At 67.8% G+C, this 15,849-nt stretch carries 12 protein-coding genes and 1 tRNA gene; all 13 read right to left on the bottom strand.

From position 1 onward, the window contains the following. Positions 1-137: 137 nt before the first annotated feature. Positions 138-2,480 (bottom strand): SpoIIE family protein phosphatase, encoded by a 2,343-nt coding sequence (locus BN423_RS00295; protein ID WP_019238284.1) that lies wholly within the window; start codon positions 2,478-2,480, stop codon positions 138-140. Positions 2,481-2,576: 96 nt separating this feature from the next. Continuing rightward, a tRNA-Leu gene (locus BN423_RS00290) sits at positions 2,577-2,666 on the bottom strand. A gap of 197 nt (positions 2,667-2,863) precedes the next feature. Further along, the gene (locus tag BN423_RS00285; RefSeq protein ID WP_019238283.1) at positions 2,864-4,528 is read right to left on the bottom strand and encodes an ABC transporter substrate-binding protein; all 1,665 of its coding nucleotides are present in this window, start codon (positions 4,526-4,528) and stop codon (positions 2,864-2,866) included. Positions 4,529-4,593: 65 nt separating this feature from the next. Then, positions 4,594-4,860: a preprotein translocase subunit SecG gene (gene secG, locus BN423_RS00280; RefSeq protein ID WP_019238282.1), complete on the bottom strand. Its 267-nt coding sequence runs from the start codon at positions 4,858-4,860 to the stop codon at positions 4,594-4,596. Between the two features lie 151 nt (positions 4,861-5,011). Then, complete coding sequence (locus BN423_RS00275) at positions 5,012-5,638, bottom strand: HAD family hydrolase (protein ID WP_019238281.1); 627 nt, start codon at positions 5,636-5,638, stop codon at positions 5,012-5,014. Between the two features lie 60 nt (positions 5,639-5,698). Next, positions 5,699-6,454 (bottom strand): transposase, encoded by a 756-nt coding sequence (locus BN423_RS00270; RefSeq protein ID WP_019238280.1) that lies wholly within the window; start codon positions 6,452-6,454, stop codon positions 5,699-5,701. 223 nt (positions 6,455-6,677) lie between these two features. Next, positions 6,678-8,237, bottom strand: a complete 1,560-nt coding sequence (gene gpmI, locus BN423_RS00265; protein WP_019238279.1) for a 2,3-bisphosphoglycerate-independent phosphoglycerate mutase — start codon at positions 8,235-8,237, stop codon at positions 6,678-6,680. 2 nt (positions 8,238-8,239) lie between these two features. Beyond that, entirely contained in the window at positions 8,240-9,013 is a 774-nt protein-coding gene (gene tpiA / locus BN423_RS00260) for a triose-phosphate isomerase (protein WP_019238278.1), read from the bottom strand. Next, the gene (locus BN423_RS00255; RefSeq protein ID WP_019238277.1) at positions 9,000-10,196 is read right to left on the bottom strand and encodes a phosphoglycerate kinase; all 1,197 of its coding nucleotides are present in this window, start codon (positions 10,194-10,196) and stop codon (positions 9,000-9,002) included. The genes tpiA and BN423_RS00255 overlap by 14 nt, the downstream gene beginning before the upstream one ends. Positions 10,197-10,362: 166 nt before the next feature. Continuing rightward, positions 10,363-11,388 (bottom strand): type I glyceraldehyde-3-phosphate dehydrogenase, encoded by a 1,026-nt coding sequence (gene gap, locus BN423_RS00250; protein ID WP_019238276.1) that lies wholly within the window; start codon positions 11,386-11,388, stop codon positions 10,363-10,365. 395 nt (positions 11,389-11,783) lie between these two features. Continuing rightward, positions 11,784-12,707, bottom strand: coding sequence for a DNA-binding protein WhiA (gene whiA, locus BN423_RS00245; protein ID WP_019238275.1), 924 nt, complete (start codon positions 12,705-12,707; stop codon positions 11,784-11,786). Positions 12,708-12,772: 65 nt separating this feature from the next. Next, on the bottom strand, positions 12,773-13,714 hold the full coding sequence (gene rapZ / locus BN423_RS00240) for an RNase adapter RapZ (protein ID WP_019238274.1): 942 nt from the start codon (positions 13,712-13,714) through the stop codon (positions 12,773-12,775). Positions 13,715-13,767: 53 nt separating this feature from the next. Continuing rightward, positions 13,768-15,849: excinuclease ABC subunit UvrC (gene uvrC / locus BN423_RS00235; protein ID WP_019238273.1), on the bottom strand; the 2,082-nt coding region annotated here is incomplete at its 5' end.

The following is a 15,849-nucleotide window of genomic DNA, read 5'->3' as shown; positions in this document are numbered from 1 at the left end:
CTACCAGCACGATGCGCGAACCGCACCCCCATTTCTGCAGGATGCGCGTCACAAAACTGGAATAATTGGCCACCGAGCCCGGAGGTACGCCGCGCGAAGGGGTCTGCGCCCGTAAACCGGCCGCGCGCGCCCCTCGGCTACTCGAACTCGAGCGCCACGAGCGCGATGTCGTCCTCGAGCGCGGAGTCGGTGAAAGCATCGAGCTCGTCGAGGACGCCCTGGCAGAGTCCCCGTGCGCCGTCCGCGCTCCGCTCGAGCAGGATCTCGCGCAGGCGCTGCTCGCCGAAGAACTCGCCCTCGGCGTTTCTCGCCTCGATGGCGCCGTCCGTGTACATGAAGAGGATGTCGCCGGGCGAGAAGGTGAATGTCCCACCCTGGTACGCCATGCTCTCGAAGGCGCCCACCACGCCGGACTGCGTGCTCAGCAGCTCCGCCTCGCGCGCGGCGCCCTTGCCATCCTCGCCGTGCGCCTCGCGCAAAAGCATCGAGGGCGGGTGGCCCGCCGAGCAGTAAGCCGCCTCGCCGCGGCGCAAATCGAGCCGGGCGACGAACATGGTGGCGAACGTCTCCACGCGCGAGAAGCTCATGAGCATGGCGTTGAGCGCGCGCACCATCGCCACGGGGCTCAGCCCCTCCCATGCATACGCCGTGAGCGCGGTCTTCACGAGCGCCGACATCGACGCCGCCTCGACGCCCTTGCCCGACACGTCGCCCAAGATCATGACGGCGCGGTCGTCGGGCAGGCGCATGAGCGTGTAGAAGTCGCCGCCCACGAGTGCCTGGCGCGTGGCGGACGAATACAGCGCGTCGCCGATGATGCCCGGCACCTCGCCGAGCGCGCTCTTCATGCCCGCCTGGAGCGTCTGGGCGATGCGCGTCGTCTCCGTGTGCTCGCTCTCCTCGCGCTCCCTGAGCTCGAACTCGTGGGCAAGGCGCGTCAGGTAGTCGAACTCGATGTCGTCGATGGGCTCCTGCGAGTCGTCGCGCAGCAGCAGGAACCGAGCCGGCACCGGACTGCCGAGCGCAACGAGGCCGGGTTCGTCGCCCTTCATCGCCGCAAGGTTGGACGAGCCGTCGATGCCGCGCACCTCGACGAAGGCGCCCTGGTCGGGCAGGCCGTGGCTGGCGAGCCACCTGCCCACGCGCGAGAGCCGCTCGATGCGCGTGATGCGCGTCCCCTCGAGGTCGCCCTCATTCTCCGGGCCGTGCTGGCCGAGGGAGAACGGGTCGCGGACGGATTGCCCCACGAACGCCGCGGGTGCGGTGGTGGAGAAGAAGAGCTGGTCGATGTCGCCGGGCAGCGGCACGCGGTTCCCGCCCTCGAAGTCGATCGCAAAGACCGCCCGCTCGTCGTCGTGGACGATGGGGCACACATGGCAGTCGAGGACGCGCCGCACCTCGGCGACCGCCTCCGCCCACGCGATGCCCTTGTCGCCGCCCATCGCGTACACGACGTCGCGCACGTGGTTGAGCGAGCGCCCGAGCTCGGCGGTGCGGCTCGCGCGCATGCTCGTCACAAGGCTCATGAGCTCGATGGACAGGTAGTCGCACACGACCTCGATCACGTTCACGTCGTAGCTGCGCGAGGTGGTGGGGCGCTTCCAGCCGAGCTCCATGACGCCGAGCAGCTGCGTGCCGAAGAACAGCGGCACGGCGATGAGCGTCTTGTACGGCGGCATGTACTGGGGCCTGAGCTTGCGGCTCTTGCGCATATCGAGGTCGTAGATGGATCCGGTATCCTCCCGCGCGTCCTCCCCCGGCCGCACGATGGACAGACGGCACGACGAGCCCTTCCGGAGCACGTACGTGGGGACGCCGACGCCGAAGGGGATGAATTCGGGCACGTAGTCGTGCACGAGGCTCTCGGAGATGGCGCGCAGCTTGAACCCGCCGCCCTCGGAGAAGTAGACCTCCGCGCCGTCCGCGTCGAGCGCGTCGGCGAGCTTGTTGAGGACGGTGTCCAGAAGCGCGGGAAGGCTCTCGGCGCCGACGGTGGACATGATGACCGAGAGCGTGCCCGAAAGGCGCTTATTCGCCGCCTGGAGCTCGGAGACCATGCGCCGCATCTGGCGGTCGTAGGCGTAGCGCTCCTCGAGGCTGTGAACGGTGAGGAGGGCGGAGCCGCGCGCCGCGTGGCGCTTCAGCAGGCGCCGGCGGAACGTGGCGGAACCCGCGACTTGGATGGCGCGCACGAGCACGGGGACGAACGAGCCGTCCGAGAGCTTGAGCATGAGCGTGCAGTCGCTGCCGTCGAGCAAGAAGGGCAGCCGGTGGCCGTCGGCGCGCTCGAAGGAATCGCTGAACAGCAGGTCCTTGATGTCGGTGTCGATGACGCGCTCGCGCGGCATGCCCACGAGCTCGAGGAAGCGGGTGTTCGCATGGAAGATGGAGCCGTCGAGGTCGCACGCCACGACGGCATCGCTCGTGAGCTCCGCGACACGCGTGAGCTCGGCCAGCTCGTCACGACCGGAAGACTCCATGGCACTCCCCTCGTCCGCGCGGACCTCGGGGCGCGTGCGGCTGCGGCGCGGTGCCCCGATAAGAAAAAAGCCTCCGAGGAGGCTTCGAGGATTCGATGGTGTCGGAGGCGGGACTTGAACCCGCATGTCCGTGGTTAGGACACTAGCACCTCAAGCTAGCGCGTCTGCCAATTCCGCCACTCCGACAAAAGCAGCAAGGAGTATATTACCCAACCCACCCCCGATGCGCAAGGGGGAATTTTGAGAAATTCCTTGAGTCATTGGGGACGGGTTCAATTGACTCAGCGAGTCATTGGGGACGGGTTCAATTGACTCGCCCGCCGCCTGCGCGCCCGCACACCCGCCCGCTCGCGCGAGACGCGCGGCGCCGGCCCCTACCGCCGCTACTCCCCCAGCTGGGCCCGCGCGAGATCGATGCGCCCCTGCGGCGCGATGGATAGCTCCTCGATGCGTTCCGAGCCCACGTAGGGCGCGCCTTGGAACAGGAGCGGGATGACGGGGCAATCGCGACCGATGGCGGCGTCCGCCTCCTGGAGCAGCGCGATGCGGTTCGCCTCCTCGAGCGTGGTACGCGCCGTGGCGAGCAGCTCGTCCACGCGCTCGTCATGGTATCCCGAGACGTTCGTGGAGGAGGCGTTTCCCGAGAAGAAGAGCGGGAACAGCACGCCGTCCATCACGGGCGCGTCCGTCGCCCAATCCATGCGCACGAGGTCGAAGTCCCGCGCCGCGACGCGCTCGCGCAGCGTCTCGATGTCCACATCCTCGGGTTCGCAGGTCACGCCCACCTTCGCCAGGTTCTCCACGACCGCTTCGATGACCTCGCGATGCCCGCCGTCCGCGTTGTACAGCAGGCGCACCGTGAGGCCGCGCGCATCATCCTCGAGCACGGGATACACGGCGTCGAGCAGCTCTTCCGCGCGGGCGGTGTCGTAAGCCGCGTACGGCCATGCAGCCTCACGGTAGCCCGCGATGGCGGGCGAGACCACGCCGTCGGCGGCGCGGCGCGTCTCGCGGTAGAGGGTGTCGGCGAGGTACGCGCGATCGATGGCGAGTGAGAGCGCACGGCGCACGTCGGCGTTGCCGAGCGCTTGCCCCTGCACGTTGCAGGCCAGCATGCTCGTCGCCAAGCCGGTGCAGCATACGAAGTGGTCGTCGCCCGTCATGACGCTACCGTCCTCCACGCGCCCTAGGCTCGAGGCGGCGCCATGCGCGTCGCGCACCGGACAGCGGCACACGTCGACCTCGTCGGTCTGGAAGCGTTGGAACGCCTGCTCGACGTCCTCGGCGATCTCGAGGCGCACCGAGGCGAGCGTCGCGGGCTCGCCGGCATAGGCGTCGAAGCGCGCGAGCTCGATCTGCGCCGTCCCCGGCTCCCACGAGCCCGCCATCTGGAAGGGGCCGTTTCCCACCGGCTGGGCGGCGAACGACTCGGGGTCCTCATCGGCGAGCACGGGCACGGGGCCCAGCGCGGGATGCGCGAGGACATAGGGGAAATCCGCATAGGGCGTGCGCAGCGCGATGCTCAACGTGGCATCATCCGGGCAGCTCACGCCTGTGAGCTCGCGCGCGGCGCCCGCGCGCAGCTCGGCGTAGCCCTCGATCACGGAGAGCATGCTCGCAAGGCCCGAGGGCTCGGTCTCCTCCGACGCCGCACTCGCGGGATTCACGATGCGCTCCCAGGCGCGCTTAAAGTCGGCGGAGGTCACGGTATCGCCGTTGTGGAACGTCGCCTGCCGCAGGTGGAACGTGAACGTGCGCGCGTCGTCGGACACCTCGTAGCGATCCGCCGCGAGGCAGGTGAGCTCGCCCGTGGCGAAGTCGAAGGAGGTGAGGGAATCGAAGAGCTGCCAGACCACGGCGAGCGAGCTCGCATCGGTCGCGCCGCAGGGATCGATCGAACGGGGCGGCGCGATGCACACCGAGAGCGGCTGATCCGCCGCGACATCTCCGCTGCCGGGATCCTCAGCAGTGATGCGCCCGCAAGCGGAGAGCGCCACGAGCGCAGCCGCGCCGAGCGCCCCACCGATGAACGTTCTGCGATCAAGCATCTCGCAGCCCTTTCCCCGACGGAGGGCAGCCCCCGCCGGCGCTCGATTGTAGCCGCGTCGGAACGCTAGATGACGTCCACGCCCACGATGCCGCCCTGCGGGAAGAAGAACATGCAGAGCACGACGCACACGGCGAAGACGATGGCGACGATGACCGTCAGGCGGTCGAGGTTGCGCTCCATGATGCCCGTGGCGGCGTTGGAGTTGTACAGGCTGCTCGCGATCATGTCCGAGATGCCCGTGCCCTTGCCGGAGTGCATGAGGACGAGCGCGATGAGAGCGAGCGTGGAGAGCGCCCACACGATGAAGATGAGAATCTGGAAGGGACCCATGGATTCAAGCTCCTGCTGATAGCCGTTAGGTGTAACGGACGGTATGGTACCACATCGGCTTGGCGAGCGCTCGCGAGGCAGGGTGGGCGTGGAGAAATCTACGCGTTCGAGGGGCGGCGCGCAGCGGCGGGGCAGCAGGGCGCGGCGCGCGCTACAGGACGGCCGCGATCGCTTCGGCGATGTCGTCGCCCCGATAGGCGTGCGTGGCTGCGCGCTCAGCTTCCTCGCTCGCGTTGAAGGCGACGGATGTCCCCACGAGCTCGAAGAGCGGTATATCCGATCGGCTGTCCCCGACCGCGATGCAGGCGCAAGGGTCGATCCCGCGGGCGGCGCAAAGCTCACGCGCATAGACGCACTTGCCCTCGCTCTCGAGCGCACGCGCCACCCCGCCCGTGCACACGCCGTCTGCGACCTCGAGCTCGGACCCCACGTAGCCGTCGAACCCATACTGCGCGCAGAGGAACTCCCCCACGACGCCCCAGGCAAGCGAGGCGATGTGCGCCTCCGCGCCCGCCGCGTGGACGGCCTCGACGGCGCGGCGCACGCCCTCGACGAGCGGCATGTCCTCGAGCAGGCCGAACAGCTCGTCCCGGCTGCGTCCGGCGTACCCCGCCGCGTCGATGCGGCACACCTCGTCGTTGTCGATCTCGCCGCGCGCGTAGGCAGCCTCTGCCTCCTCCATCGCGCGCCCGTGCCCGAGCAGGCCCGCCAGGTACGCCCCCGAGGTCACGCCCCGGGTGAGCGTCCCGTCGATGTCGAAGAACACGATCCGCATCATCTTCCCCTCCTCATGGGTTGGTTGGGGACGTGTTCCTTCCAACCCATTCTCAGCCTATCGCTATGAATTCATGCACTTCGTCACGCGCGAAATGGTGTTATGGCCGACCCCCGTCAGCCGCTCCAGCTCCTTCACCGTGATGCCTGCCGCGCGAAGCGACCGCAGCGCCTCGTCCCGCCGCTCCCGCGGCAGCTTCTTCACGTCCGCGGGCTCGATGCCGCGCAATGCGCAGCGCGCCACCTCGAGGGCGTCCTCATCGGACACGCGTCTCGTTGTCCTGAAACAATACGACCCGAACCGTCCATCGCTGCAGAAGCGCAGGAACCCCTCCCTGCCGCCGACCATGTCGAGCACCATGGTCGTATCCACGACGCGCGCCTCACCCAGATACTCTCGATAGCTGCTCCACGGATACGCATCAATGGAACCCATGCCCGCCTTGACGGGATTCTCGTGAATATAGCGAACCGCTTGGAGCAGCTGGGCATCGCTCGCTATGGGAACGCTGGCGAAGCGGCCTTGGAACACGGCGCCCACATGGCCGGTCTTCTCGTTGAAACGACGCGCGTATGCCGTGGCGAGCGCGTGCATGAAATGGCTGAGTGCATGCTTCGGGTCATCGAGCAGCAGGTGAACATGGTTCCCCATGAGGCACCATGCGATGACCTTCACGTCCCCGGCCGCCGCCTTCTCCTTGAGCAGCTTCAAGAAGGTTCGCCGATCGGAATCGTCTTCAAAAATGATCTGCTTGCCATTGCCTCGGAGCATCACGTGGTACAAGCCGAACTCCGAGTACTGTCTGGGTGGCCTTGGCATAGACGGCTCCTCTCTCGCGACGACGCGGCGCTTGAAGCATCAAGCAAGTTGAGGAGCTTATAGAGTTTAGGGAATCAAAGCGTGCAGAGAGCCCTGGTTTCGGCAAATGGCGCGAACGGATTCGCGAGCGAAAAAAGGGGTTGAAAGGAACACGTCCCCAATCAACCCATCAAACGAAAAAAGGGGTTGGTTGGAACACGTCCCCAACCAACCCCTTGGCGAGCTACTCCTCGGTAGCGAGGATGCGGCCGGTCATCTCGGCGCTCGGCTCAAGGCCGGCGAGCGAGAGCAGGGTGGGCGCGATGTCGGACAGGCGCCCGTCCTCGATGCCGGTGAGCTTCGCCTTCGGATCGACCACGATGAGCGGCACGCGGTTGGTGGTGTGCGCCGTGAACGGGTGCTGTACGCCCTCGTCGTCCACGTCGTACATGTGATCCGCGTTGCCATGGTCGGCCGTGATGAGGGCGAAACCGCCCTTCGCGAGAATCGCGGGGATGATCTTCGACAGACCATCGTCCACGGCCTCGACGGCCTTCACCGCGGCGTCGAACACGCCGGTGTGACCCACCATGTCGCAGTTCGCGTAGTTCACGATGTAGAAGTCCGCGGCGTCGGACTCGATGGCCGCGAGCAGCTTCTCGGTGACCTCGGGCTCCGACATCTCGGGCTGCAGGTCGTACGTGGCGACCTTCGGCGAGGGAACGAGCACGCGCTCCTCCCCCTCCTTGGGCTCCTCCACGCCGCCGTTCAGGAAGAACGTCACGTGCGCGTACTTCTCGGTCTCGGCCGTGTGCAGCTGCTTCAGGCCGTTCTGCGCAATGACGTCGGCGAGCACGTTCTCGGGGAAGGTCTTGGGGAAGGCCACCTCGACGTTCTTGAACGTGTCGTCGTACTCCGTCATGGTGATGAAGTGCGAGAGCCTCGGGGCGACCTTGCGCTCGAAGCCGTCGAACCCGTCCTGGGTGAACGCGCGCGTCATCTCACGGGCGCGGTCGGGACGGAAGTTGAAGAACACCATGGCGTCGCCGTCGTGCACGCCCTCGTTATGGCAGGCGAAGGGCTCGACGAACTCGTCGCCGCGCGGGTCGCGCTCGTAGTAGGCGAGCACACCCTCGACCGGGTCGACGTCCGCGTCGCTCGGCAGCGTGATGACGTCGTAGGCGCGCTCGACGCGCTCCCAGCGGTTGTCGCGGTCCATGGCCCAGTAGCGGCCGGACACGGTGGCGATGCGTGCATCGACACCCGTGTACTTGGAGAGCGCCTCGAGGTTCTCCTGAAGCGTCTTGAGGTAGCCGGCACCGGAGTGCGGGTCCACGTCGCGGCCGTCCATGAAGCAGTGGAAGCGGATGCGCTCCACGCCGTGCATGGCCGCGAGCACCGAGAGGACCTCGCCGTGGCGCTGCATGGAGTGCACGCCGCCGGGCGAGACGAGGCCGAGCAGGTGCACGGTCCCGCCGATGCGCGCCACGTCGGACATGGCGTGCGCGAGCGTGGGGTTCTCCTCGATGGAGCCATCGATGATGGCGTTGTTGATGCGGCTGAGCTCCTGGAACACGATGCGGCCGGCACCGATGTTCAGGTGGCCGACCTCGGAGTTACCCATCTGGCCGGCCGGCAGGCCCACGTCCTCGCCCGACGCGCCGAGCGTCGTGTGCGGGTACTTCTCCCAGAGCTCGTCCAGGAAGGGCTTGTTGGCCTTGTAGACGGCGTTGTTGTCGCCCGCGGGGGCGAGGCCGAAGCCGTCCATGATCACCAGGAGCGCAGGAAGGTGACGCTCAGCCATCCCTACTCCCCCGCCTTCTCGACCATCGCGGAGAAGCTATCGGCCTTGAGCGAGGCGCCGCCCACGAGCGCGCCGTCCACGTCCTCCTTGGCGAGGAAGCCGGCGATGTTCTCGGGCTTGGCGGAGCCGCCGTAGAGCACGCGGATGCCGTCGGCGATCTCCTGGCCGAAGATCTCGACGAGCGTGGCGCGGATGGCGCCGCAGACCTCCTGGGCGTCATCGGCCGTGGCGGTCTTGCCGGTGCCGATGGCCCAGATGGGCTCGTAGGCGATGACGAGCTCGTCGCCGCTCTTGATCTCCACACCCTCGAGGCCGGCCTTGATCTGGCCGGTCACGAACGCGACGTGCTCGCCCGCCTCGCGGGTCTCGAGGCTCTCGCCGCAGCAGAAGATCGGGACGATGCCGGCGGCGATGAGCGCCTTGGCCTTCTTGTTCTCGTCCGCGTCGGTCTCCTTGAAGTAGTCGCGGCGCTCGGAGTGGCCGATGATGCAGTAGGTGCAGCCGGCGGACTTCAGCATCGCGCAGGAGGACTCGCCGGTGTAGGCGCCCTTCTCCTCCCAGTAGACGTTCTGGGCACCGAGCTTCACGGGCGCGGCCTGGATGCGGTCGTGCACGGTCGTAATGTCGATGGTCGGCGGGCAGACGACGACCTCGACGCCCGCGGGAACCTCGTTCAGGGCCTCGGCCAGCTCGTCGGCGAGCTTGGCGGCCTCGGCCACGTCGTTGTTCATCTTCCAGTTGCCCGCAATGAGGCGGGTGCGCTTACTCTGCGTCATCGAGAGCCTCCACTCCCGGCAGCGGCTTGCCCTCGACGAGCTGCATCGAGGCGCCACCGCCCGTAGAAATGAACGTCATCTTGTCGGCCAGGCCGAACTTGTTCACGGCCGCCACGGAGTCGCCGCCGCCGATCACGGAGTCGCAGTCCTGGTTGGCCGCGATGGCCTCGGCGATCGCCTTGGTGCCATGGGCGAACGTGTCCATCTCGAACACGCCGCACGGGCCGTTCCAGAACACGGTCTTGGCGCCGGCGATGGCATCGGCGAAGAGCTTCTCGGTCTCGGGGCCGATGTCGAGGCCCTGCCAGCCGTCCTCGATCTCGCCGGTCTTGGCGATCTTGGTGTTGGCGTCGTTCGAGAAGTCGTCGGCGACGACGTTGTCGACGGGGAGCAGGAAGGTCACGCCGTTCTTCTTGGCCTTGTCGAGCATCTCGAGCGCGCGGTCGCACCAGTCGTCCTCGCACAGGGAGTTGCCGATCTTGCCGCCCTGCGCCTTGGCGAAGGTGTAGGCCATGCCGCCGCCCACGATGACGGTGTCGGCGGAGTCGAGCAGGCGGTCGATGACGCCGATCTTATCGGAAACCTTGGAGCCGCCGAGGATGGCCACGAACGGGCGCTTGGGGTCGCCGAAGAGGCCGGAGAGGGTCGAGACCTCCTTCTCGAGCAGGAAGCCGGCGACGGCGGGCAGGTACTCGGCGGGGCCCACGACGGAGCCCTGCGCGCGGTGCGCGGTGCCGAAGGCGTCGAGCACGAAGATGTCGGCGAGGTCGGCGAGCTTCTTGGCGATCTCGGGGTCGTTCTTCTTCTCGCGCTTGTCGAAGCGGACGTTCTCGAGGACGAGCACCTGGCCGGGCTCGAGCGCGGCGGCGGCAGCGGCGGCCTCGTCACCGTAGGTGTCGGGGACGAAGGTCACGTCGAGGCCGGAGAGCTCGGCGAGCTTCTCGGCGACCGGCTTGAGCGAGAGCGCCGGCTCCGGGCCGTCGCCCTTCGGGCGGCCGAGGTGGCTCATGAGGATGACCTTGGCGTTGTGGTCGACGAGGTACTTGATGGTGGGGATGGCGGCCTCGATGCGGGTGGTGTCACCCACGACACCGTCGGCCACCGGCACGTTGAAGTCCACGCGCACGAGCACGCGCTTGCCGTCGACATCGATGTCGCGGATGGTCTTCTTGTTGAAAGCCATGTGATCCTGCCTTTCAGAAGAGATGGATAGGGGGATGCGGCCGGGCGCGACCCGGCCCGCGACGGCCCCGGGGAGCCCGCGCAAAGCAAGGGCGCGACCTGGGCTCACGCCCGAAGCCGCGCCCTGAGACGCTACACCCTATGCGAGCACAGCGGAAGCCATGGACTTACGCCACGAACTTCTCGAAGTACTTGATGGTGCGGACCATCTGGGAGGTGTAGGAGTTCTCGTTGTCGTACCAAGAGGTGACCTGGACGAGGCTCTGGCCGTTGCCCAGATCCTGGACCATGGTCTGGGTGGCGTCGAAGATCGAGCCGTGGGTCTCGCCGATGATGTCGGTGGAGACGATGTCGTCGGTGTTGTAGGCGAAGGTCTCCGGGATGGTCTCGGCGTAGGCCTTCATGGCGGCGTTGACCTCGTCGACCGTCACGACCTTGTCAACCACGGCGTAGAGGTTGGTGAGGGAGCCGGTCGGGGTGGGAACGCGCTGGGCGGCACCGATGAGCTTGCCGTTGAGCTCGGGGAGCACGAGGCCGATGGCCTTGGCGGCACCGGTGGAGTTCGGCACGATGTTCTGCGCGCAGGTGCGGCTGCGGCGCTTGTTGCCCTTGCGCTGCGGGCCGTCGAGCGGCATCTGGTCGCCGGTGTAGGCGTGGATGGTGGTCATGATGCCGGACACGATGGGCGCGAAGTCGTTCAGACCCTTGGCCATCGGGGCGAGGCAGTTGGTGGTGCAGGACGCGGCGGAGATGATGTTGTCGTCGGCCGTGAGCTGCTCATGGTTCACGTTGTAGACGATGGTGGGCAGGTCGTTGCCGGCGGGAGCGGAGATGACGACCTTCTTGGCGCCAGCGTCGATGTGGGCCTGCGCCTTCTCCTTGGAGGTGTAGAAGCCGGTGCACTCGAGCACGACGTCGACGCCGAGCTCGCCCCAGGGGAGGTTACGCGCGTCGGGCTCCTTGTAGATGGTGATCTCCTTACCGTCAACGGTGATGGAGTTCTCACCAGCAGTGACCTCGTGGTCGCGGCTGTAGTTGCCCTGCGTGGAGTCGTACTTCAGCAGGTACGCGAGCATGTCCGGAGAGGTGAGGTCGTTGATGGCGACGATCTCGGAGCCCTCGTGACCGAACATCTGGCGGAACGCGAGACGACCGATGCGGCCGAAGCCATTAATCGCAACCTTTACTGCCATGTGTGTCTCCTTTCGTAGGGTCCGGCAGGCTCCTTGCCTACCGTTCAGACCCACAAACAAACCACTCACCAAATATACCTGTTTTTCTGAAGCCCATTCGCGTAAATACGGACTTTTTGACGAATCCCTTGCAGACGCGGGGTCCGGCGAGTCATTGGGGACGGGTTCATTTGACTCAGTGAGTCATTGGGGACGGGTTCATTTGACTCAGGGGGCAAATGTGAGTCAATGGGGACGGGCTCGATTGACTCAAGAGACCAATGAAAACGGCTTCGCCTTGCTTGATGAGTCAAACGAACCCGTCCCCAATGACTCCTCAGTCTTGATGAGTCAATTGAACCCGTCCCCAATGGCTCCTCAGCCTTGATGAGTCAAATGAACCCGTCCCCAATGACTCACTGGTTGAGGAGCTTCTCGAGGCGGAGCACCCGGTGGTAGAGCGCCGACTTCGAGAGCGGCGGGTCGCACACCTCGCCCAGGTCGCGCAGGGACAGGTCGGGGTGCGCGAGGCGCAGGTCGCAGAACTCCTCGAGCGCCTGCGGCAGGCTTCCCCGCAGGCCGCGCGCCTCCGCCTCGGCGATGAGCTCGAGCTGGCGCTGCGCGGCGCCGGCGCTGCGCGTCTGGTTCGCGAGCTCGGCGTTGACCTTGCGGTTCACCTCGTTCTTCACCGACTTCATGGCCCGCGCGTCGTCGAGCGCCCGCACCGAGCGCGTCGCCCCCACGGCCTCGAGCAAATCACGCACGTCGTCGCCGCTCTTCACGTACACCGCGTAGCTGAGCTTGCGCCGGTTTACCCGCGCATGGATGCCGATCTCGCCGATGAGCCCGGCGATCGCCTGCGCGAGCTCCTCGCCCTGCACCGCGATCTCCAGGTGGAAGTCGCCGCGTGGGTCGGCCACGAAGCCGCCGGCGATGAGCGCGCCGCGGATGTAGGCGAGCCGGCAGCACGGGCGCGCGACCACGTGACGCGGGATGCCCCCCACCAGGCCGCCGCGACGGTCGAGCACGCCCAGGAGCACGAGCGCCTTGTCGAGCCCGGGCTGGTCGGGCAGGGAGATGAGGTAGTTGCGCACCTTGTGGAGGACGGAACGGCGCACGGTGAACTCGGTCTTGAGCTTGAGCACCTTGTGCGTGAGCCCGATCATGGTGCGCGCCACCGCGCCCGTCTCGGTCGCGACGGTGAGCCGGTAGCGCCCCGGGCCCGCGATGGAGAGCGTGCCGCACACGCGCGCGAGCGCGGCGAGCGTCGCCAGGTCGCAGAACTCGCAGACGGGCGGCTGGCGAGAGAGCTCGTCGCGCACCTCGGCGGTAAAGGACATCGAATCACCTTTCTCCTCGCGCCCCGCGCGGCGCGGACGGCGGGCTGGCCGCGCCGTCCGGCGCGCTAGTGGGCCTCCCCCGACGCGGTCGTGTTCGCGCGCGCCAGGTCGCGGTGCGAGGTCGTCACATGGTACTGCTGGCGCTCCAGGTAGCGGGCCGTGGCCTCGGCGATGGCGACGCTGCGGTGCTGGCCGCCCGTGCAGCCGATGGCGATCGAGAGCTGCGGCTTGCCCTCGGCCACGTACCCGGGCATGACGGCGTCGAGCAGCTGGCACCACGCCCTCCAGAACGCCTGCGTGTTGGGGTGGTCGAGCACGAAGCTCGAGACCTTCTCGTCGAGCCCCGTGAGCCGGCGCATGGCGGGGTCGTAGAAGGGGTTCGGCAGGAAGCGGACGTCGATCATTATGTCGGCCTCGACGGGCATGCCGTGCTTGAAGCCGAACGAGAACACCTGGACATCCATGAGCTGCTGGTCAGTGAGCTCGGAGAAGGCGAGGCGGAGCTTCGAGCGCAGCGCCGCGACGCGCAGGCGGCTCGTGTCGATGATCATGTCCGCGTGGTCGCGCACGGCGGCGAGCTGCGTGCGCTCGCGCTGGATGGCGTCGGCCGTGGTCTCGCCCGGCTTCGCGAGCGGATGCCGGCGGCGGTTCTCGCTGTAGCGACGAATGAGCACCTCGTCCGACGCGTCGAGGAACACCACCTTGCAACTCATCTCGTGGTCGCGGAGGCTCTGGATGGTGTCGAGCAGCTCGTCGAAGAGCCCCTGGCTGCGCAGGTCGCATGTGACGGCGAGGTGGCGCCCCACGCCCGTGTTGATGCCCACGAGCTGCGCGAGCTGGAGCACGAGGCTCGGCGGGAGGTTGTCGATGCAGAAGTAGCCCATGTCCTCGAAGACGTGCAGGGCCTGCGTACGGCCCGAGCCGCTCATCCCCGTGATGACGACGATGTCGGGCACGCGGTCGGCGAGCTCGGCGGCGGTGATCGCCTGGGGGTTGACGTCTGCCATGGGGGCCTCCTTGCACGCGGGACACGACGCTTCCAGTATACCGCGAACGGGGCCTATCCCCGCGCGCCCTCGGCCTCCCCCGCGCCCGTGGGCTCCGCGCTCACGGCAGCGGGTTCTGTGCCCGCAGGCTCCGCGCCCGCGGCAGCGTTCTCCGCGCCCGCGGCGCCCTCGGCATCCCCCGCGAGCTCGCGCTCCCACGCGCGCAGCGTGTCGTACACGGCCTGCGCCACCTGATCGGGCACGCCCTTCACGGCGGCGATGTCCTCCGCGCTCGCCGCGCGCAGCCGCTTCATGGAGCCGAAATGCCGCATGATGGCCTTCTTGCGCGTGGGGCCGACGCCCTCCACCTCGTCGAGGATCGACACGGTCATGGCCTTGTCGCGCAGCTCGCGGTGGAAGGTGATGGCGAAGCGGTGCGCCTCGTCGCGCACCTGCTTGATGAGGTAGAGCGAGGCCGAGCCGTTCGGCAGCACGACGGGGGCGTCGTCCCAGGGGACGAACACCTCCTCGTCCGCCTTCGCGAGGCCGCAGACCGGGATGTCGAGCCCGAGCGCCTCGAGCTGCGTGAGCGCGGCCGTGAGCTGGGGCTTGCCGCCGTCGACCACGAGCAGGTCGGGGCGGCTGCCGAAGCGCTCGTCCGCCATGCGCTCGGGAGCGTAGCGCCGCCCGAGCACCTCCTGCATGGAGAGGAAGTCGTTCGCCTCGCCCGTGATGCTCCGCACCCGGAAGCGCCGGTACTGGCTCTTATCGGCCCGGCCGTTCGTGAACACGACCATGGAGGCCACCGTGAAGGCGCCGTGGATGGTGGAGATGTCGAAGCACTCGATGCGCAGCGGCGGCGCGGGCAGGGCGAGCGCGCTCTCGAGCTCCAGCAGCGCCCGGTTCGCGCGGTCGTCCGCGTAGCCGGTGCGCATCATGTAGCGCATGAGGGCGTGGCGCGCGTTGCGCTCGCAGGTCTCGAGCAGGTGGCGCTTCTCGCCGCGCTGCGGGCGGTGTAGGCGGCACACGCGGCCGCGCTTCCCCGTGAGCCACTCGCCCAGAAGCTCGGCGTCCTCGAGCTCCACCGCCACGTCCACCTCGGCGGGGATGTCCGAGGTCTCGTCGTAGTAGCGCTTGATGAAGCCCGACACGAGCTCCTCCTCGCCCACATCGAGCCCCTTGTCGAGGATGAACTCGCAGCTGCGCTGCATGCGGCCGTCGCGCACGGCGAACACGCAGGAGCCGGCGATCGTCTCCTCGCGGAAGAACCCCACGACGTCGATGTCCACGCGCGAGGGGAAGACGACCTGCTGGCGGTCGTCCAGGCCGTCGATCACCTCGAGCCGGCGCTTCACGCGCGCCGCGCGCTCGAAGTCGAGGTCCGCGGCGGCCTCGGCCATCTCGGCCTTGAGCTCGTCCACGACCTCGCCGCGCCGGCCGGAGAGGAACCGCTCCACGCGGCGCACGGAGCCGGCGTACTCCTCGGGCGTCACCGCGCCCACGCACGCCCCCGGGCCGCGCCCCACGTGGTAGTCGAAGCAGGGCCTGCCCTTCTGCGCGCAGATGAGGCCGATGATGTCCTCGTCGCCCGCGTGCGCCTCGATGAGCCGGCGCGTGCGCTTCCACTCCGCGCACGACGCGCTGCAGATGGGAATGACCTTGCGGATGGTGTCGATGACGTCGCGCGCGGCGCGACTGTCGGTGTAGGGGCCGAAGTAGCGCGTGCCGGGCTTGTGCTTCTCGCGCGTGTACTTGATGGCGGGGAAGACGTCGCCGCGCGTGATGGCGATGAAGGGATAGCTCTTGTCGTCCTTGAAGTCGACGTTGAAGTACGGGCGGTACTGGCCGATGAGCTCGCGCTCCAGGACGAGCGCCTCGTGCTCGGAGTCGACCACGATGTAGTCGAAGCTCTCCACGAGCTGCATCATGAGCGGAATCTTCGCGCGCTCGTCGGCGAGCGTCACGTACTGGCGCATGCGGGCGCGCAGGTTCTTGGCCTTCCCCACGTAGATGATCGTGCCGGAGGCGTCCTTCCACAAATAGCAGCCGGGCTGCGTGGGCACCTGCGCCACCTCGGCGGCGAGCCGGGCGAGGTGCTCGGCGGCGGTGCCGGGGGCGGGGGTCGCCGCGCGGGGCGCGTCCGGAGCGGGGACGCC

Source organism: Enorma timonensis (genome assembly GCF_000321165.1).
Classification (GTDB): domain Bacteria; phylum Actinomycetota; class Coriobacteriia; order Coriobacteriales; family Coriobacteriaceae; genus Enorma.
Note: the sequence above shows the minus strand (reverse complement) of the source record. Positions and strands in the feature narration are given on the sequence as shown.

Excerpts from the sequence above, each read along its gene's own strand:
- gap (WP_019238276.1), bottom strand. The coding sequence starts at position 11,388 with ATGGCAGTAAAGGTTGCGATTAATGGCTTCGGCCGCATCGGTCGTCTC.
- tpiA (WP_019238278.1), bottom strand. The coding sequence starts at position 9,013 with ATGACGCAGAGTAAGCGCACCCGCCTCATTGCGGGCAACTGGAAGATG.
- BN423_RS00295 (WP_019238284.1), bottom strand. The coding sequence starts at position 2,480 with ATGGAGTCTTCCGGTCGTGACGAGCTGGCCGAGCTCACGCGTGTCGCG.
- whiA (WP_019238275.1), bottom strand. The coding sequence starts at position 12,707 with ATGTCCTTTACCGCCGAGGTGCGCGACGAGCTCTCTCGCCAGCCGCCC.
- secG (WP_019238282.1), bottom strand. The coding sequence starts at position 4,860 with ATGGGTCCCTTCCAGATTCTCATCTTCATCGTGTGGGCGCTCTCCACG.
- BN423_RS00285 (WP_019238283.1), bottom strand. The coding sequence starts at position 4,528 with ATGCTTGATCGCAGAACGTTCATCGGTGGGGCGCTCGGCGCGGCTGCG.
- gpmI (WP_019238279.1), bottom strand. The coding sequence starts at position 8,237 with ATGGCTGAGCGTCACCTTCCTGCGCTCCTGGTGATCATGGACGGCTTC.
- BN423_RS00270 (WP_019238280.1), bottom strand. The coding sequence starts at position 6,454 with ATGCCAAGGCCACCCAGACAGTACTCGGAGTTCGGCTTGTACCACGTG.
- rapZ (WP_019238274.1), bottom strand. The coding sequence starts at position 13,714 with ATGGCAGACGTCAACCCCCAGGCGATCACCGCCGCCGAGCTCGCCGAC.
- BN423_RS00275 (WP_019238281.1), bottom strand. The coding sequence starts at position 5,638 with ATGATGCGGATCGTGTTCTTCGACATCGACGGGACGCTCACCCGGGGC.
- BN423_RS00255 (WP_019238277.1), bottom strand. The coding sequence starts at position 10,196 with ATGGCTTTCAACAAGAAGACCATCCGCGACATCGATGTCGACGGCAAG.